The sequence below is a fragment of the Bradyrhizobium sp. USDA3516 genome (assembly GCF_057651995.1).
The window spans coordinates 91,813-110,920 of the sequence record NZ_JBYGYN010000012.1 but is presented as its reverse complement, the minus strand read 5'-3'; the positions used below and the strand labels follow the sequence as shown (position 1 = coordinate 110,920).

Below are 19,108 nucleotides of genomic sequence, written 5' to 3'. Positions count from 1 at the left end.
GGCCCGGCCATGACGCCGAGCAGTTTGTTGAATGTCGCGGAGATCAAGAATTCCGCCGCGTCGCATTCGCGGCGATCGCGGCTGCGGCGGTCCGGTTCTCGACGCCGAGCTTGGCGTAGATCTGCTCCAGGTGCTTGTCGACGGTGCGCGGGCTGAGACCCAGAATTTGCGCGATGTCGCGGTTGGTCTTGCCCTTGCTGAGCCAGGCCAGCACCTCGCCCTCGCGCGTGGTGAGGCCGAGCTCGCTGGTGAATTCGGGCGGCAGCGCGGTGCCGGCTTCCTTGGACAGCCGCAGCAGGAATTCGTTCGGCGCGGTCTCGCCCATGTAGTAGAAGCGGAGCTGCGGATTGTCGGGCAGCGACGCCGCCTGGGATTTGGAGCCGCTCTTGGCCTTCGCCTGATCGAGCCATTGCAGCAGCGCCGGCGGCAGCACGAAGTCGTCGGCCTGCGCACCGTGATGGTCGGATAGCAGCTTCTGCGCCTGCGGCGTCGCCCACAGCACGCTGCCGTGGCGATTGACCGCGAACAGGAAACGGCCGGAGACGTCGAGCGCGGCGCGCGCGCTCTGGGTCAGCCGGGCATTGCCGAGATGGACCCGGATGCGCGCCAGCATCTCCTCGATCACGATCGGCTTGGTCACGTAGTCGACGCCGCCGGCCTCCAGTCCACGCACGATGTGCTCGGTCTCGGCCAGACCCGTCATGAAGATGACCGGGACGTTGGCGAGACCCGCATCGCGCTTGAGCCGGCGGCAGGTCTCGAACCCATCGATCCCAGGCATTACGGCATCGAGCAGGATGATGTCGGGCGTGATCTGGTCGATGATGCGCATCGCCGCGGCGCCGTCGAGCGCCACCATCACCGTCATGCCGGCGCCGTCGAGCGCGTCGGTGAGCAGCCGGAGCGTCTCCGGGGAATCGTCGACGACGAGCGCGACGTCGCGCTTCTTCGATTCAATGCTCATAAGCATGCAACGTCTTCAATGTGTCCATGTACTGGTCGAGATCGAAGCGATCGACCAGCGACCGCATCTGCGCGACGAAGTCGGCATGCTCGGGGTGCTCGCTGCCGATCTCGTCCAGCTTCAGCTGGATGCCCTTGACGTAGCCGATCTGGCCGAGCCCGATCAGCGCCTCGATATGCCGCAGCGGCGGCTTCGATCCGGTCTCCGGATGCCAGAACGGCACCGCGACCTCGTGCGAGCCGTGTTGCCATTCGATCTTGAGAAGCTGGCGAATCGTCGCCAGCAGCCGCGGGATGTCGATCGGCTTCATCAGGTAGCCGTCGTGGAAGGGCTGCGCCAGCGGCGTGCCATGAGCCTCGAGCGCGCTGGCCGACACCATCAGGATGCGTGCCTGATGATGGCCGCTGGCGCGCAAGGCCTCGGCGACCGCCCAGCCGTCCATGGCGGGCATCGAGATGTCGAGCAGGAACAGATCGGGCCGGCAATGCTGCGCCAGTGCGAGGCAGCCGGCGCCGTCTGGCGCGCTGAGCAGGATGAAGCCGAGCGGCGTCAGCACCTCGCGCAGGAGGTCGCGATGCACGGGATCATCGTCGGTGATGAGGATGGTCTTGCGCGGGCCGTGATAGCCGGAGACCGGCGCCTCCACCGGCGCGATGCGCTGGGGATTGGCGACCTCCGAGAGCAGGATCTTGACCTTGAAGGTCGAGCCGGTACCGACCGTGCTCGTGACCTTGATGTCCCCGCCCATCACGCCGGCGAGCAGGCGGCTGATGGTGAGCCCGAGGCCGGTGCCGGTCTGCGGCTGCGAGGCGCCGAGCGCACCCCGCTCGAACGGCGCGAAGATGCGTTCGAGATCGCTGCCCTGGATGCCCGGGCCGGTATCGATCACCTCGAACTCGGCGACCGGGCTGCGGTAGTGCACCACGAACTGCACGCTGCCGGACTGGGTGAACTTGATGGCGTTCGAGAGCAGGTTGATCAGCACCTGACGCAGCCGCTTCTCGTCGGCATAGACCACGCGCGGCAGCGTCGGCGGCCGCTTGAACACGAAGTCGATGCCCTTGGCGGCGGCCTGGAGGCGGAACATGCCGACGAGCTGGTCGAGGAATTCGCTCAAGCGCACCTCGTCGCGCGACAGATACAGCCGCCCCGCCTCGATCTTGGAGATGTCAAGGATGCCGTCGATCAGGCCGGAGAGATGGTCGGCGCTGCGGCGGACGACGCGGACCTGGTCGCGCGGCTTGGCGCCAAGGCTCGTGTCCTGCTCGAGCAGCTGCGCATAGCCGCTGATCGCATTCAGCGGCGAGCGCAGCTCATGGCTCAGCCCGACCACATAGCGGCTCTTGGCGAGGTTGGCCGATTCGGCGACTTCCTTGGCCCGCTGGAGCTCGGCGTCGGTGCGCTTGTGCGCGTCGATCTCCTGGATCAGCAGCGCGGTCTGCCGCCGCGTCTCGGCCTCGGCGGCGCGGCGGCTCTGCTGCGCCAGCACGAACAGCCACGCCACCACGCCGATGATGATGCTGAGAGAGAAGAACACCTTCCACAGCACGTCGGACACGAGCTCGTTGTCGCCATGCGCGTTCGCCGACGTCTGTAGATAGATCAGCCCCAGCACCAGGGCGATCAGGCCGGCGGAGACCACGAACACGCCGATATAGTGGCCGACTTGCGAGTTGATCCGGGCGTAGATCGGCTGCGGCATCAGCCGGCCCAGCGTTTCCGACACCTGCGCCTGGAATCTTGCGTGCGGCTTGCAGAGATCGTGGCAGCGCGCATCCAGCGAACAGCACAGCGAGCAGATCGGGCCCGCGTAAGCTGGGCAGGAGGCCATGTCCTCCGGCTCGAACGAATGCTCGCAGATGCAGCACTGGATCGCCTCGATGTTCTGCCAGCTCCGCTTCGGCTTGCGCGCGATGTAGTACTTGCCGCCGGTGGCCCAGGCGATCAACGGCGCCGTGAGGAAGGCCGCCGCGAGCGCGATGAAGGCCGACAGCGCCTTCGCGGTCGGTCCGAACAGTCCGTAGAAGGCGCTGATCGAGACGATGGTCGCGATCGTCATCGCCCCCACGCCGACCGGATTGACGTCGTAGAGATGCGCGCGCTTGAACTCGATCTGCTGCGGCCGGAGTCCGAGCGGCTTGTTGATGACGAGGTCGGCGACCAGCGCGCCGACCCAGGCGATCGCGACGTTGGAATACAATGCAAGCGTCTGCTCCAGGGCCTTGTAGACGCCGATCTCCATCAGCAGCAGGGCCACGATGACGTTGAAGACCAGCCAGACCACGCGCCCGGGATGGCTGTGGGTCAAGCGCGAGAAGAAGTTCGACCACGCGATCGAGCCGGCATAGGCGTTGGTGACGTTGATCTTGACCTGCGAAAGGATCACGAAAGTGCCGGTCAAGGCCAAAGCGAGGTCGGGCTGCGACAGCACGTAGCGGAACGCTTCGAGATACATGTGCGCCGGCTCGGCCGCCTCCTCAGGCGGCACGCCGTGGCTGAGCGCGAAGAAGGCGAGGAACGAGCCCGCCAGCAGCTTCAGCGCGCCCAGCACGATCCAGCCCGGCCCCGCGCTCATCAGCGCCATCCACCAGGAGGCCCTGGAGGCGCGGCGGTCGCGCGGCAGGAAGCGCAGAAAGTCGACCTGCTCGCCGATCTGCGCCACCAGCGAGAACACGACCGAGGCCGCAACGCCGAACAGCAGGAGATCGAAATGCCCGTTGAGATCGCCGTGCTCGCCGGAGAACTTGTGCCACTCCGCAAAGGAGCGCGGGTTGTGCCAGGCGATCGCGGCGAACGGGATGATGTGAAGGATCACCCACAGCGGCTGTGTCCACAATTGGAAGCGGCTGATCAGCGTGATGCCGTAGGCCACCAGCGGGATGATGACGACGGCGCTGATGAGATAGCCCACGGGGCGCGGAATCCCAAAGCACATCTCGAGCGCGGACGCGAGGATCACGGCCTCGATCGCGAAGAAGATGAAGGTGAAGGAGGCGTAGATCAGCGAGGTGACGGTCGAGCCGATGTAACCAAAGCCGGCCCCCCGCGTCAGCAGGTCGATGTCGATGCCGCATTTGGCGGCATAATACGCAATCGGCACCCCGCAGCCGAAGATGATGACGGAAACCACGACGATGGCCGCGGTCGCGTTGGTGACGCCGTAGTTCAGCGTGATGGTCCCGCCGATCGCCTCCATCGCCAGGAACGAGATCGCGCCCAGTGCCGTGTTGGCGACGCGGGCGGCGGACCAGCGCCGCGCGCTCTTGGCGGTGAAGCGCAGGGCGTAATCTTCCAGCGTCTGGTTGGCGACCCATTGATTGTACTGTCGCCTGACGCGGTCTATTCGCTGCCGCCCTGCCACTTAACCCCACTCCCGATACGGACCGGACCCCTCGCAAATTCCGTACCAGAAGCCTACGTCGGCATTTTGCGGTGCAATATACGCGATCTTGCGTATGCGTGCGCTGCATAAATTCGAGCCATCCTCACCGCACCAATCGCGTGGTCTCGAACAAAAGTGGGGTGCTCATGTCAGACGAAGCAAACAAGGGCCTGTTGTCGCCGCTGCGGCGCAAATTGTTGATGGGAATGGCGGCCGTGCCGGCCATCACGATGCTGCCGAAGGCGTCGTTTGCGCAGGCGCCGGCGACCTCGGCGGTCAATACCACGGGTCTGGCCGTCACCGACACCGAGGTCACAGTCGGCATCCTGCATTCAGCGACCGGCACCATGGCGATCTCCGAAACCGGCTCGATCCAGGCCGAAAAGCTCGCGATCGAGCAGATCAACGCGGCCGGCGGCGTGCTCGGCCGCAAGATCAAGTTCATCCAGGAGGACGGCGCGTCGGACTGGCCGACCTTCGCCGAGAAGGCGAAGAAGCTCCTCGTCAACGACAAGGTCGCGGCGATCATGGGCTGCTGGACCTCGGCCTCGCGCAAGGCCGTGCTGCCGGTGGTCGAGCAGTACAACGGCATGCTCTACTACCCGACCTTCTACGAAGGCCTCGAGCAGTCCAAGAACGTCATCTACACCGGCCAGGAAGCGACCCAGCAGATCCTCGCCGGCCTGAACTGGATCGCCAAGGAGAAGGGCGCCAAGTCGTTCTTCTTCATCGGTTCGGACTACATCTGGCCGCGCACCTCCAACAAGATCGCGCGCAAGCACGTCGAGAACGTGCTCAAGGGCAAGGTCGTCGGCGAGGAGTATTATGCGCTCGGCTCGACGCAGTTCAACTCTGTCATCAACAAGATCAAGCTGACCAAGCCGGACGTGATCTTCACCGACGTCGTCGGCGGCTCCAACGTCGCCTTCTACAAGCAGCTCAAGGCGGCCGGCATCGACCTCTCCAAGCAGGCGTTGCTCACGATCTCGGTGACCGAGGACGAGATCGACGGTATCGGCGGCGAAAACATCGCGGGCGCCTATGCCTGCATGAAGTACTTCCAGTCGCTCGACAATGCGAACAACAAGGCTTTCGTCTCGGCGTTCAAGAAGATGTGGGGCGAGAAGACCGTGATCGGAGACGTCACCCAGGCTGCCTATCTCGGCCCCTGGCTGTGGAAGCTGACGGTCGAGAAGGCCGGCTCCTTCGACGTCGACAAGATCGCGACGGCTTCGACGGGCGTCGAGTTCAAGGGCGCGCCGGAAGGCTATGTGCGCATCCACGAGAACCATCATCTCTGGTCGAAGACCCGCGTCGGGCGCGCCAAGCTCGATGGCCAATTCGAGCTGATCTACGAGACTGCCGATCTCGTCGAGCCGGATCCGTTCCCCAAGGGTTACCAGTAAGAGCGCTACCAGTAAGTCGCGGCGTTCTCCGCCTCTTCTCCAGAAACCAAAGCAGCTCCCTGGCGTGGATCGCAAGTCCATGTCTCAAGCCCCCGCGTCGCGAACCTGCTCGCGACGCGGGACCCTTTCCCGACGGAGGACATGGATGTTCGGCGACTATTCGATTGGCGACCTCGGCTCGATCTTCGTCATGCAGGGGTTCGCCGGACTGATCCTGTTCTCCGTCTATGTCCTGATGGCGCTCGGCCTTGCGATCATCTTCGGCCAGATGGGCGTGATCAACATGGCCCATGGCGAGTTCATGATCCTCGGGGCCTACGTCACCTGGATGACCTCCAATCTGTTCCAGGCCTACTTGCCGAGCCTGTTCAGCGGCTACTTCTTCCTTGCCATGATATTGGCGTTCCTCGCCTCCGGCGCGCTGGGCATGCTGGTGGAATGGGGGCTGATACGGCACCTCTACAAGCGCCCGCTCGATACGCTGCTCGCCACCTGGGGCCTCAGCCTGATGCTGCAGCAGGCCTATCGCTCGGTGTTCGGCGCGCGCGAGGTCGGCGTCGAGCTGCCGCAATGGATGCTGGGCTCGCTGCGCGTCACCGACAGCATCGAAGTGCCGATCAACGGCATCTTCGTGATGTGCCTCACCGTGCTGATCACCATTGCCGTGGCCTATGTTCTCTACATGTCGCGCTGGGGCCGCCAGGTGCGCGCGGTCGTACAGAACCGCATCATGGCCGGCGCGGTCGGCATCAACACCGAGAAGGTCGACCGCTACACCTTCGGGCTCGGCTGCGGCATCGCCGGTGTCGCCGGCAGCGCCTTCACCATGATCGGCTCGACCGGGCCGACGTCGGGCCAGCTCTACATCGTCGACACCTTCCTCGTCGTCGTGTTCGGCGGCGCCGCCAGCCTGCTCGGCACCATCGCCTCGGCCTTCTCGATCTCGCAGACGCAATCGACGCTCGAGTTCTTCATGTCGGGCTCGATGGCCAAGGTGCTCACGCTGCTCGCCGTCGTCGGCATCCTGATGCTGCGGCCGCAGGGTCTGTTCGCCCTCAAGGTCCGCAAATAACGAGAAGCAGGCAAGTCATGATCATCAACTCACGCTTCTTCAATCGCTCCGAACTGATGGGCTTCATTGCGCTCGCCGCCGTGCTGTTCGTGATCCTGCCGCTGACCCTCGACGTGTTCCGCCTCAACCTGGTCGCGAAATACCTGACCTACGCCTTCGTGGCGCTCGGCCTCGTGCTGTGCTGGGGCTATGGCGGCATCCTGAGCCTGGGGCAGGGCGTGTTCTTCGGCCTCGGCGGCTATTGCATGGCGATGTTCCTCAAGCTCGAGGCCTCCAGCGTCGAGAACACCAAGATCCAGTCGACGCCCGGCATCCCCGACTTCATGGACTGGAATCAGATCACGGCGCTGCCGCTGTTCTGGCAGCCGTTCCACAGCCTCACCTTCACCATCCTCGCCATCATCCTGGTCCCCGGCCTGTTCGCCCTGATCATCGGTACCGCGATGTTCAAGCGCCGCGTCGGCGGCACCTATTTCGCGATCATCACCCAGGCCGTCGCCGCCATCCTCACCATTCTGATCGTGGGACAACAGGGCTATACCGGCGGCATCAACGGCATGACCGACCTGCGCACGCTGAAGGGATGGGACATCCGGCCCGACCACGCCAAGATCATCCTGTACTTCGTCGAGGTGGTGCTGCTGTTCGCCTGCATCGGCATCGCGCAGTTCATCCGCCTGACCAAGCTCGGCCGCATCCTGGTGGCGATGCGCGAGCAGGAGGACCGCGTCCGCTTCTCCGGCTACAGCGTCGCCAATTTCAAGATCTTCGCCTTCTGCATGGCCGCGGTCTTCGCTGCGATCGGCGGCGCCATGTTCGCGCTCAATGTCGGCTTCATGTCGCCGTCCTTCGTCGGCATCGTGCCGTCGATCGAGATGGTGATCTACACCGCGGTCGGCGGGCGGATGTCGATCTTCGGCGCGGTCTGGGGTGCCATCCTGGTGAATTTCGCCAAGACCAGCCTGTCGGAATCCTTCCCCCAACTCTGGCTGTTCGGTCTCGGTGCGCTGTTCATCGCGGTCGTGCTGGCCTTCCCGAACGGTCTGTCAGGCCTGTGGGCCGATTACGTGCAGCCGCGCATCGACCGGCTGTTCGCACGCAAGCCGAAGGCGGGGTGGAACGGCAATTCGGTCGCCGACGGCGCGCCGGCAGAGTGAGGAGGCGATCATGCTCATCGGACATCAGCCGAAGGACTTCCTGCTCGCGGTCTCCGGCCTGACCGTCTCGTTCGACGGATTCAAGGCCGTCAACGACCTCTCCTTCTATGTCGAGGAGAACGAGATCCGCGTCATCATCGGCCCCAACGGCGCCGGCAAGACCACCGTGCTCGATTTGATCTGCGGCAAGACCAGGGCGACCTCGGGCTCGATCCAGTTTCGTGGCAAGGAGCTCACGAAGATGAGGGAGAACGAGATCGTGCAGACCGGCGTCGGGCGCAAGTTTCAGACGCCATCGGTGTTCGAGGATCTCACCGTGTTCGAGAATCTCGAGATCTCGTTTCCGCGCGGCCGTACCGTGTTCGGCTCGCTGACCTTTCAGCGCGACCAGCTGGTGAAGGACCGGGTCGAGGAGGTCGCCGAGATGATCTTCCTCAAGGACAGGCTCAACACCTATGCCGACGAGCTCAGCCATGGCCAGAAGCAGTGGCTCGAGATCGGCATGCTGCTGATCCAGGATCCCGACCTCTTGATGCTCGACGAGCCCGTCGCCGGCATGAGCGTATCCGAGCGCGCCAAGACCGCCGAGCTGCTCAACCGCATCATCAAGAACCGTTCGGTGCTGGTGATCGAGCACGACATGAAGTTCGTCGAGGACATCGCGCACAAGGTCACCGTGCTGCACCAGGGCCAGATCCTCTCGGAAGGGACGATGGAGAAGGTGAAGAACGATCCCAAGGTCGTCGAAGTCTATCTGGGGCACTGAGAGATGGCGAAAGAGTCCGTAGCGGCATCGGCGGTGCACCTCTCCCCTTGTGGGAGAGGTCGGATCGCGCAAGCGATCCGGGTGAGGGGTATCTCTCCGCGAGTCGTATTCGCCGATGCAGACCCCTCATCCGTCGCGGACTTCGTCCGCGCCACCTTCTCCCACAAGGGGAGAAGGAAAGAGACACGCCGAGCTTAGGAGCACGCTGATGCTGGCAATTTCCGATCTCCACGTCGCCTACGGCCAGAGCGAGGTGCTGCATGGGCTCAACGTCAAGGTCGCGGCGAACGAGATCGTCGCGATCATGGGCCGCAACGGCATGGGCAAGACCACGCTGATGAAGTCGCTGATGGGCATCCTGCCGACCAAAAGCGGCTCGGTGAACATGGACGGTGCCGAGCTCGGCAACCTCAAGAGCTTTGAGCGCGTCGCCAAGGGCCTCGCCTATGTGCCGCAGGGCCGCATGATCTTCTCCACCATGACGGTGAAGGAGAACATCGAGACCGGGCTCGTCGTCTCCGGCGGCTCCGAGGTGCCTGACGATATCTACGAACTGTTCCCGGTGCTGCTGGAGATGAAGGGCCGCCGCGGCGGCAATCTCTCCGGCGGACAACAACAACAATTGGCGATCGCGCGCGCGCTCGCCACCAAGCCGAAGGTGCTGCTGCTGGACGAGCCGACCGAAGGCATCCAGCCTTCGATCATCAAGGAGATGGCGCGCACGTTGAAGCGCATCCGCGACGAGAAGGGGCTGTCGATCGTCGTCTCCGAGCAGGTCCTGAGCTTCGCGCTCGACATCGCCGACCGCGTGCTGGTGATCGAGAACGGCGAGATCGTGCGCGACGATCCGCGCGATGCCGTCGATGCCGCGCAGGTCTCGAAATATCTGTCCGTCTAACCAACCGTGTAAAAGGGGAGCATCTCGATGCCAGAGACACTGATCAAGGTCGATCTCACCAAGTCGGCCTATGAAAACGACATGGTGCACAACCGCTGGCACCCCGACATCCCGATCGTGGCCTGGGTCAATCCCGGCGACGATTTCATCATCGAGACCTATGACTGGACCGGCGGCTTCATCAAGAACAACGATTCCGCCGACGACGTGCGCGACATCGACCTGTCGATCGTGCACTTTCTCTCCGGCCCGATCGGCGTCAAGGGCGCCGAGCCCGGCGATCTTCTCGTCGTCGACCTGCTCGACGTCGGTCCGCTCAAGGAGAGCCTGTGGGGTTTCAACGGCTTCTTCTCCAAGCAGAACGGCGGCGGCTTTCTCACCGACCATTTCCCGCTGGCGCAGAAGTCGATCTGGGACATCAAGGGGCTCTACACCTCGTCCCGTCACGTGCCCGGCGTCAACTTTGCCGGCCTGATCCATCCCGGCCTGATCGGCTGTCTGCCCGATCCCAAGATGCTGGACACCTGGAACAAGCGCGAGGCCGAGCTGATCTCGACCAACCCGACCCGCGTGCCCGGCCTTGCCAATCCGCCGTTCGCGCCGACTGCCCATGGCGGCCGCGCCAAGGGCGACGTCAAGGCCAAGATCGGCGCCGAGGGTGCGCGCACCGTGCCGCCGCGCGAGCATGGCGGCAATTGCGACATCAAGGATCTCTCCCGCGGCTCGAAGATCTATTTCCCGGTCTATGTCCCCGGCGGCGGCCTCTCCATGGGCGATCTGCACTTCAGCCAGGGCGACGGCGAGATCACCTTCTGCGGCGCGATCGAGATGGCCGGCTGGCTGCACCTGAAAGTCGAGATCATCAAGGACGGAGTTGCCAAGTACGGCATCAAGAACCCGATCTTCAAGCCGTCGCCGATCACGCCGAACTACAAGGACTATCTGATCTTCGAAGGCATCTCGGTGGACGAGGCCGGCAAGCAGCATTATCTCGACGTCCACATCGCCTATCGCCAGGCCTGCTTGAATGCGATCGAGTATCTCAAGAAGTTCGGCTATTCCGGCGCCCAGGCCTATTCGATCCTCGGCACTGCGCCGTGCCAGGGCCACATCTCCGGCGTCGTCGACGTGCCCAACGCCTGCGCCACGCTGTGGCTGCCGACCGAGATCTTCGACTTCGACGTGATGCCGTCGGCGGCAGGTCCCATCAAGCACATCACCGGCGACATCCAGATGCCGATCTCGCCGGACAAGTAATCCCTGCGCGACGGGATGCGGGACGGCCGGTATTTCCGGTCACCCCCGCATCCATCGCGAGGTGTGTTGAACAGGCAAGAGCGTTGGGGATGATGTAAATGCCGGTCTACGAATATCTCTGTGACGATTGCGGTCCCTTCAAGGATCTGCGCCCGATGGCGGAATGCGACGATCCGCAGAGCTGCCCGCACTGCGAGACGATGGCGCCCCGCGTCATCCTGACGGCGCCGAACTTTTTTTGCATGCCGGCGGACAAGCGCAAGGCGCACGCCGTCAACGAGCGCAGCACGCACGCGCCGCAGACGCTGGCGCAATACAAGGCCTCGCACGGCACGGGCTGCGGCTGCTGCTCCTTCGGCAAGACCGTGAAGGACAAGGGCACGACGGACGGGAAGAAGCCGGCGCGGCTGATGACCAAGACCAGGAGCGGTGCCAAGGGCTTTCCGACCGCACGGCCCTGGATGATCAGCCACTAACCCACGCCACTCAGACAAATAAGGTACAGGAGCGCTCGACATGCTTCACGGTGACATCTCCAGCAGCAACGACACGGTCGGCGTCGCGGTGGTCAATTACAAGATGCCCCGCCTGCACACCAAGGCCGAGGTGCTCGACAATGCCCGCAAGATCGCCGACATGATCGTCGGCATGAAACTCGGCCTGCCCGGCATGGATCTCGTGATCTTCCCGGAATATTCGACGCAAGGCATCATGTACGATGCCAAGGAGATGTACGAGACGGCCTCGATGGTGCCGGGCGAGGAGACCGCGATCTTCGCCGAAGCCTGCCGCAAGGCCAAAGTGTGGGGCGTGTTCTCGCTCACCGGCGAGCGCCACGAAGAGCATCCGCACAAGGCGCCCTACAACACCCTGATCCTGATGAACGACAAGGGCGAGATCGTGCAGAAATACCGCAAGATCATGCCGTGGGTGCCGATCGAAGGCTGGTATCCCGGCAATTGCACCTATGTCTCCGAGGGCCCGAAGGGGCTGAAGGTCAGCCTGATCATCTGCGACGACGGCAATTATCCGGAGATCTGGCGCGACTGCGCCATGAAGGGCGCGGAGCTGATCGTGCGTTGCCAGGGCTACATGTATCCGGCCAAGGAGCAGCAGGTCATGATCTCCAAGGCCATGGCCTGGGCCAACAACGTCTATGTCGCCGTCGCCAATGCCGCCGGCTTCGACGGCGTCTATTCCTATTTCGGCCATTCCGCGATCATCGGCTTCGACGGACGCACGCTCGGCGAGTGCGGTGAGGAGGATTACGGCATCCAGTACGCGCAGCTGTCGAAGCATCTGATCCGCGACGCGCGCCGCAACGGCCAGTCGCAGAACCATCTCTACAAGCTGGTCCACCGCGGTTACACCGGCATGATCAATTCCGGCGACAGCCCGCGCGGCGTCGCGGCGTGCCCGTATGATTTCTACAAGAACTGGATCAGGGATCCCGAAGGCACCCGCGACATGGTCGAGGCGATGACCCGTTCGACGCCGGGCACCGACGAGTGCCCGATCGACGGCATTCCGAACGGGGCGGCGGCCAGCAATTACTGAGCTGTTGGGGATTCCGCCTTACCCTCCCCTGGAGGGGTCCGGGACGAGCGTAGCTCGCCCGTGGTCGATCGCGCAGCGCGAGCGGGGTGGGGTGATCTCTCAGCACCGGCAGTGTGCGAGATGGAGAGACCGTCACCCCACCCCGTCTCGCATCGCTATCGCGCTGCGAGCCGACCCTCCCTCTCCAGGGGAGGGTAAGCGCTACCGCTTCTGCTCCGTGGGCCTGCGCGGGGGCCGCGGCGGCGCCGGCGTGCCGCTCATCTTGTTGGCGGCCTCGCTGACGTCGAGCAGCGAGCGGCGAATGTCGTCGAGATAGGTCGCCGACTTCTTCTTCATGGTGCCTGCCAGCTCATGCAGCCCCTGGATCTTCTCGAACAGCTCGTCGGCCTTGCCGTCGACGAAGCCCGGCACCGCGTTTTCGATCTTCCCCACGGCCTTGTCGAAGCCCGCAAAGGCGCTGTCCACCTTGGCCATGACCGAGTCGATCTCCGCGCCCTTGTTCCTGAGGTCGGCGGTGGTGGTCTCGAACGTGTGCAGGCCCTCCTTGATTGCAGGGGCGTTGTTCACGATGGTGCGGTCGACGCTGTGCAGCGTTTCGACGATGGTTTCGGCGTCGCTGAGATCGGCCGTCAGCACCGGGATGCCGTCCGCATCCAGCGGCACCGGCGGTGCAGAGGGGGCGCCGCCGATGAGCGAGATCGCGGCGACGCCGGTGAGGCCCTGGAACTCGATCCCAGCCACGGTGTCCTTGCGGATCGGCGCGGTGTTGTCGAGCATGACGAGCGCCACGATCCGGCGGGGACTGTCCAGCTTGATCGACAGGATCTGGCCGGCGGGCACGCCGTCGAAATTGACCGGCCCGCCGCGGCGCAGCCCGCTGGCGGATCCACCCTCGAACACTACGCGCAACTGGCTGCGGCTCTGGATGGTGCGCCATTTCTGCGCGCCGAGCAGGCCGCCGAACGCCACGGCGATCGCCGCCAGCGTCGCCGTTCCGATCACAAGATTGCTCGCGCGTGCCATGCAGGCTGAGTTTAGGGCCAAAGCGGGACGGTTGGAAGGAGGCCGCGATGGTAGCTGAGGCCGGTTAACGACTTGTCCGCCGAAGCTCAACGAGCGAAGCGGAAGCGTAACCCGCCGCTTTCGCCTCAGCAGTCGTGCAAATAGGCGGATTGCGCTTGCGCTAATCCGCCCCACGGCCTTAGTGCCCGGCCGCCCGCCTGGCCGCAGCATTGTTCAGCACGATCAGGGCATCGACGGCCACGCCCGTCCTGGTGTTGATCAGAAACGGGTTGATGTCGATCGAGGCGATGCGATCGCCCGCATCCGCAATCAGGTTTGAGAGCCCGACCAGCGCCTTCACCACTGAAGCCTCGTGCAAGGCCGGCCTGCCGCGATAGCCGCGCATCTTGATTCCGGCCTTGGTGCGGCCGATCAGGAGCCGTGCTTCGGCCTCGTCCAGCGGCGCGGCGGCGAGCGCGACGTCCTTCATCAGCTCGATGTCGATGCCGCCGGTGCCGAACAGCACGACAGGCCCCATCTCGGCGTCGAGCGAGGCGCCGACCACCAGCTCGAGCTCGCCCCTGACCTGCTGTGCGATCAGGATGCCGTCGAGCTTCGGCTTGCCCTTGAGCTTCTCAACGCGCGCGATGATGTCGGCGAACGCCTTCTTCACCTCGGCTGCACTGTTGAGGTTCAGCACCACGCCGCCGATGTCGGACTTGTGCAGGATCTCCGCGCTGACGAGTTTTGCCACGACCGGAAAGCCGATCTGCTTGGCAATCTCGACGGCGTCCGCCGCGGTCTGTGCGATCGCCTCCTTCGAGATCGGGATGCCGTAGGCCTTGAGCAGCTTCTTCGAGGCGACCTCGTCGAGCGCGGCGCCGGTCGCCGATTTCAATGTCTTCTCCAGCACGGCGCGCGCGGCGGGTTTCGAGCTCGAGACGATATCGGGCACCTCCTTGCGCAGCTTGGCGTAGGCAAGCAGCGACTTGATCGCGGTCACCGCGCGGTCCATGCCCTGCATCACCGCCAAATGCGGCAGCGACTTCCGAAGGCCCTTGGTGTACTCGGTGAAGCCGATCGACATCGCGCTGATGTAGATCACCGGCTTGCCCGCCTTGCTCGCCATCTCGTTGACGATGCGCAAATTGCGCTCGCGCAGCTCGTGCGGCGCCTTCGGCAGCTCGGCATCGACGATGACGATGTCGATATCGGGGTCGTCGATCATCAGCTTGATCGACTTCATGTAGACGGAGGGATCGACCACCGCAGCGAAGCCGGCATCGAGCGGATTGCCGACGATCGAGCCGGGGCCGAGCATCTTCGCGAGCTCCGCGCTGACATGCGGGCTCAGCGGCGCAAAGTTCAGGCCTTCGGCATAGAACGCGTCGATCAGCATGCCGCGCTTGCCGCCCGACAGCGTCACCGCGGCGAGCCGGTCGCCTTTGGGCAAGCCAGCGTGCACGAAGCACTCGGTGGTCTCGATCAGCTCGTCGAGGCCGCCGACCCGGATCACCCCTTCGCGCGTCGCGATCGCGTCGAACGTCTCGATCGAGCCGGCGAGCGCGCCGGTATGCGCCATCGCCGCGGCGCGGCCGCCTTCGGAGGCGCCGAGCTTGAGCGCGATCACCGGCTTGCTCGCCGCACGCGCCGCCTTGCAGGCGTCGCGGAAGGCCTTGGTGTTGCGCACGCCTTCGAGGTAGATGACGATCACCTTGATGCTCGGATCCTCGGCGAAGTAGCGCATCAGGTCCGGCGTCTCGAGCCCGGCCTCGTTGCCCGTGGTCACCATGTAGCCGACACCAACGCCCCGGTCTTCCAGCGCCTGGCGGATCGCCATGACGATGGCACCGGATTGCCCGGCGATCGCCACCGCGCCCTGTTCCATGGTGACGATGCGATCGTCGATATTGGTGAAGAGCTTCTCGCCGGCGCTCAAATTGCCGAGGCAGTTCGGGCCGGTGACGGCGAGCCCCGTCTCGCGCACGGCGGCCTGCAATTCGGCAGCGAGCTTCTGGCTTGCGTCATCCTGCAGCTCGCTGAAGCCGGAGGTGACGATGGTGGCCGAACGCGCGCCGGCCGCGGCGGCGTCGCGGATCACCTGAACGGCGAAGCGCGCCGGCACCAGCACCAGGACGTGATCGGGCTTCTCGGGAAGGCTCGCAAAATCCTTGTAGCAGGGAACGCCCCAGATAATGTCGCGCTTGGCGTTGACCGGATAGAGCCCGCCTTCGAAACCGTATTTGATCAGATTGTTCCAGATGCGTTCGGCATAATTGCCGGGCTTGTCGGTCGCGCCCACCAGCACGATGTTGCGCGGGTGCAGCATGGCGTGGATGCCCTTGACGATGTTGCTGGCTTCTGGCGGCGGAGACCAGGAGCGCTGAGAAAGCGACTCGGCAGGCACCTGAGCTTCCATGCGTCACCTCACCTGTTGTTCTTATTGGTGTCGCGTCACTCTGTTCTATGGCGAGTCCGTTGGCAACTGTGTGGCTGGTATGCCGTGTGGCGGAATGAAGCGCGCACCGGTGCCTGTCAGTCCGACCGGCGATCTATCCGTCGGCTTCAATCAATGTCGCGTGCAGGATGTAGCGCTCGGGGCCGGATGTGACGGCATCGAATGGCCAGCAGGTCGCGAGCACAAGCTCGAACCCCCCTGCCGTGGTGTCGATGCCGGATGCATCGAAGCGAACCACGGCCGAGGAATCCGCGCGATAGCGAAAGTGTCGGCCGTCACTGCGCGTGACATCGATGACGTCGCCAATGGCAACATCCTTCAGGAAGCGGAAATGAGTGTCACGATGGGCGGCATAGACGGCAACCCCGCGTTCGCCCGCATCAGCCGTGTGCTGGATATGGCCGGGTCCGAAAGCGAGTGCCTGCCCGCTCGTGCCTTCCAGCACGATCGCGCTGGCGCCGATCCGCTTCACTTCGATCCGCGCGACCGGCCAGGTGTCGGCCCACGACCACGGTTTCACCGCCTGTCCCGTGGCAATGCTTCGGTCGAAGGCCCGCTCCAGCAGCACCTGCGCCAGCCAGGCCTTGGCATGGATATAGGCGCCGTCGCCGAACAGGATGAGGCCGACAAGTGCGAGGACCAGCGGAGAGATGAAGCGGGGCATTGTGTTTCTCTCCCGTCATTGCGAGCGAAGCGAAGCAATCCAGACTGTCTCCGCGGCGGCAGTCTGGATTGCTTCGTCGCTTCGCTCCTCGCAATGACGATCAAAAAAGGCGCGCGCGGCCGTTTGGAGGGGACGGGCAGCCGCGCGCGCTAACAGAGGAGTTCGGGGGGCTCCTCTCTCAAGCGGCGTCGGTGAGCAAGGTCCGACGCCGGTTGAACACGAACAGGATCAGGGCGAGCACGATCAGGATGAAGCCTGCGACCATCTTCAGCTCGGCCGAGGTCGCGGTCTTGGGCAGGCGGATCGCGTCGGGCGCAGCAGGCGTCGGCCGTCGCGTCGCCGGCTGGTTGCGCGCATCGGCATGGCGCTCGCGCAGCTGTGTGGGCGTCAGATGCGGCCGCTCGCCGAACACCTTCTCGAAGTCCCAGCCCGCGGGCAGGTTGATCTGCAGCTCGCTGAGCTTCAGCGGCTCGCCCTCGGGACGGCTCGGCGTCTTGTCGACCGCGACGAGGCTGGTCAGCCGCGTGACGATCTGATGGTCGAGCGCCAGCGCCAGGATCGCCTTGTCGGCGTCTCCGGGTGTCATCTCGCGCAAGGTGCGCGCCACCTCCGCATCGGCGATCTTGCGCCTGGCCCAGAGCTTTGACAGCCCCTTGCCTTCGGCCGCGTTTTGCAGCGGCAGCGTCACCGACCACGGACGGTCGCCGACGCGGCCCTTGATCTCGAGCGAGCCTGCGAGCTTGTCGAGTCTCGCCGCCAGCACCAGCGGCTCGCCGCGGTAGACGTCGGGAATGATCGCCGGGGTGACGTCGGCCGTGGCCTGGGAAAACCTTGCGCTGAGCCCGGTCACGGCGGGATTCTCCAGCTTGGCGAACAGGCCGCGCATGCGCTCCTCCACCTGCTCGGTGGAACCGATATGCGTGAAGGCGCCGCGGCCGAGCTCGGCGGCGCGGGTCATCAGATAGGTGTTGGGCGCCGACCCGATGCCGACCATGAAGACGCGCGAGCGGCCGCGCATCGTCGTGATCGCATCGAACAATTGCTGCTCGTTGCCGATCGCGCCGTCGGTCAGGAACACGACCTGGCGGACCATGCCGGTGTCGCCGTTCCTGTCGGTCAGTGCCGCGCGCATCGCCGGCACCATTTCGGTGCCGCCGCGCGCCTGCAAGGCGCCGACGAAGGCGGTCGCCTCGCCGACATGCGCGGCATCGGCCGGCACGGAGGCCGGAAACAGCATGTCCATGGTGTCGTCGAAGCGGATCACGTTGAAGCGGTCATTGGGCTGCAGGCGGCCGAGGGCATAGAGCAGACTCGCCTTGGCCTGCACGATGGAGGTGCCGCCCATCGAGCCGGAATTGTCGATCACGAACACGACCTCGCGCGGCAGCGGCTTCTGCATCGCCTGCTCGGCGCTCGGCGGGGTGACGAAGGCGAGCAAATAGTCGGCGTCGCCGATGCGCTCGCGGAACAGGCCGACCGACGGGGCTTTCTCGGCAGCCGGCTTCCAGGTCAGCTCGAAATCGCGGTCGGCGGGGACGGCGCCGTCGGCCAGCGTCACCACGCGCGTCGCGTCGTCCGGGCTTTCCGTCTTGACGTTGTGATGGTGGCTCTTGACCTCGCCGAGCGCAAAGCCGGCCTGCAGGCGCACCGTGATGCTGGTCGGATTGACCGGCGCATGTTTGGCGGGATCTAGCACAGGGGGCGAGATGCGCTCGCGATCCGGCACCGGGTCCGACGTCGCCGCGCCCCAGCCCGAGCCATCCTTGCGGAAATCGACGCTCTGGATGATTGGTGCGGGATTGTAGCGGGGTGCGACCACGAGCGGCAGGCGCAACGAATATTCGTTGCCGGCTTGATGCACCGGCTCCTGGTACTCGATCTGCACCAGCACGGTTTCGCCAGGACCGATATTGGCGACCGAGTTGGTGAAGATGTTCGGCCGTTCCTGCTCGGTGAGCGCGGCCTTCTGGCCGGCGCGGCGCGCCTCCTCGTAGATCACGCGCGCCTGCTGCCGTTCCTTGATGTCGCCGATGATGACGCGGTCGCCGACCACCATCTTCAGCGTGTCGACGGCGCCGCCGGCCGCGAGCGGATAGACGTAGGTGGCCTCGACCCAATCCTTGCTCGGGTTGCGGAATGCCTGCGTGACGCGGGCGCGCAAGGTCGGACCCGACACCGTGATGTCGATATCGGTCCCGAGGCGGATCGCCTCCGTCGTGGCGCCGTCCTCCTTCAGCAGCAGGCTGCCCGACCGTGCCTCGCCGGGCTGGAGCAGGCCGGCCTGTTCGGTCGTTGCCGACCAGCTCGCCCCAAAACTCACCAGCAGGGCCAGGAAGGCGACCAGCATCACGGCGATGCCTTGCGCCAGAAGGAACAGTCCGACCTTGATGAGGCGGCTCAACAGCGGGTGTTCGTCGCTGTCGGCCATGTCGTAGGCGTCCATTTTGGCTTGCTCCCGAAGCATGTTTGCTGGTCCTCAACATCCGCCGGCGGGGCGGGATTTCGCGAGCAGAATGATCGGCAAT

General features: G+C 64.7%; 14 protein-coding genes. 8 read left to right on the top strand and 6 right to left on the bottom strand.

The annotated features are described in order from the left end of the window. Nucleotides 1–43 precede the first annotated feature (43 nt). Nucleotides 44–970: a response regulator gene (locus AC24YW_RS31220; protein ID WP_487486315.1), complete on the bottom strand. Its 927-nt coding sequence runs from the start codon at nucleotides 968–970 to the stop codon at nucleotides 44–46. Then, on the bottom strand, nucleotides 954–4,325 hold the full coding sequence (locus AC24YW_RS31215; RefSeq protein ID WP_487486314.1) for a hybrid sensor histidine kinase/response regulator: 3,372 nt from the start codon (nucleotides 4,323–4,325) through the stop codon (nucleotides 954–956). The genes AC24YW_RS31220 and AC24YW_RS31215 overlap by 17 nt, the downstream gene beginning before the upstream one ends. A 167-nt stretch (nucleotides 4,326–4,492) precedes the next feature. Between AC24YW_RS31215 and urtA the strand changes: the two genes are divergently transcribed. From urtA to AC24YW_RS31175, 8 genes are all read left to right on the top strand, one after another. After that, on the top strand, nucleotides 4,493–5,752 hold the full coding sequence (urtA, locus tag AC24YW_RS31210; protein WP_487486313.1) for an urea ABC transporter substrate-binding protein: 1,260 nt from the start codon (nucleotides 4,493–4,495) through the stop codon (nucleotides 5,750–5,752). Between the two features lie 145 nt (nucleotides 5,753–5,897). After that, nucleotides 5,898–6,824: an urea ABC transporter permease subunit UrtB gene (urtB, locus tag AC24YW_RS31205; protein WP_487486312.1), complete on the top strand. Its 927-nt coding sequence runs from the start codon at nucleotides 5,898–5,900 to the stop codon at nucleotides 6,822–6,824. Between the two features lie 17 nt (nucleotides 6,825–6,841). Further along, nucleotides 6,842–7,981: an urea ABC transporter permease subunit UrtC gene (urtC, locus tag AC24YW_RS31200; RefSeq protein WP_487486311.1), complete on the top strand. Its 1,140-nt coding sequence runs from the start codon at nucleotides 6,842–6,844 to the stop codon at nucleotides 7,979–7,981. 10 nt (nucleotides 7,982–7,991) lie between these two features. Further along, nucleotides 7,992–8,747, top strand: coding sequence for an urea ABC transporter ATP-binding protein UrtD (gene urtD, locus AC24YW_RS31195; RefSeq protein WP_487486310.1), 756 nt, complete (start codon nucleotides 7,992–7,994; stop codon nucleotides 8,745–8,747). Nucleotides 8,748–8,955: 208 nt separating this feature from the next. Then, nucleotides 8,956–9,645, top strand: a complete 690-nt coding sequence (gene urtE, locus AC24YW_RS31190) for an urea ABC transporter ATP-binding subunit UrtE (RefSeq protein WP_487486309.1) — start codon at nucleotides 8,956–8,958, stop codon at nucleotides 9,643–9,645. Between the two features lie 27 nt (nucleotides 9,646–9,672). After that, nucleotides 9,673–10,902, top strand: coding sequence for a formamidase (gene fmdA / locus AC24YW_RS31185; protein WP_487486308.1), 1,230 nt, complete (start codon nucleotides 9,673–9,675; stop codon nucleotides 10,900–10,902). A gap of 98 nt (nucleotides 10,903–11,000) precedes the next feature. Next, nucleotides 11,001–11,378: an FmdB family zinc ribbon protein gene (locus tag AC24YW_RS31180; RefSeq protein ID WP_487486307.1), complete on the top strand. Its 378-nt coding sequence runs from the start codon at nucleotides 11,001–11,003 to the stop codon at nucleotides 11,376–11,378. 40 nt (nucleotides 11,379–11,418) lie between these two features. Then, nucleotides 11,419–12,459 (top strand): aliphatic amidase, encoded by a 1,041-nt coding sequence (locus AC24YW_RS31175; RefSeq protein WP_487486306.1) that lies wholly within the window; start codon nucleotides 11,419–11,421, stop codon nucleotides 12,457–12,459. 201 nt (nucleotides 12,460–12,660) lie between these two features. On the opposite strand, the gene AC24YW_RS31170 is transcribed toward AC24YW_RS31175, so the two are convergent. The 4 genes from AC24YW_RS31170 to AC24YW_RS31155 form a co-directional block, all read right to left on the bottom strand. Beyond that, nucleotides 12,661–13,482, bottom strand: a complete 822-nt coding sequence (locus AC24YW_RS31170; protein WP_487486305.1) for an MlaD family protein — start codon at nucleotides 13,480–13,482, stop codon at nucleotides 12,661–12,663. Nucleotides 13,483–13,660: 178 nt separating this feature from the next. After that, a complete protein-coding gene (locus AC24YW_RS31165; protein ID WP_487486304.1) occupies nucleotides 13,661–15,880 on the bottom strand; it encodes an acetate--CoA ligase family protein in 2,220 nt (739 codons plus the stop codon). 133 nt (nucleotides 15,881–16,013) lie between these two features. Then, nucleotides 16,014–16,583: a class GN sortase gene (locus AC24YW_RS31160; RefSeq protein WP_487486303.1), complete on the bottom strand. Its 570-nt coding sequence runs from the start codon at nucleotides 16,581–16,583 to the stop codon at nucleotides 16,014–16,016. A 178-nt stretch (nucleotides 16,584–16,761) separates the two neighbouring features. Beyond that, the gene (locus AC24YW_RS31155; RefSeq protein ID WP_487486302.1) at nucleotides 16,762–19,026 is read right to left on the bottom strand and encodes a marine proteobacterial sortase target protein; all 2,265 of its coding nucleotides are present in this window, start codon (nucleotides 19,024–19,026) and stop codon (nucleotides 16,762–16,764) included. Nucleotides 19,027–19,108 lie beyond the last annotated feature (82 nt).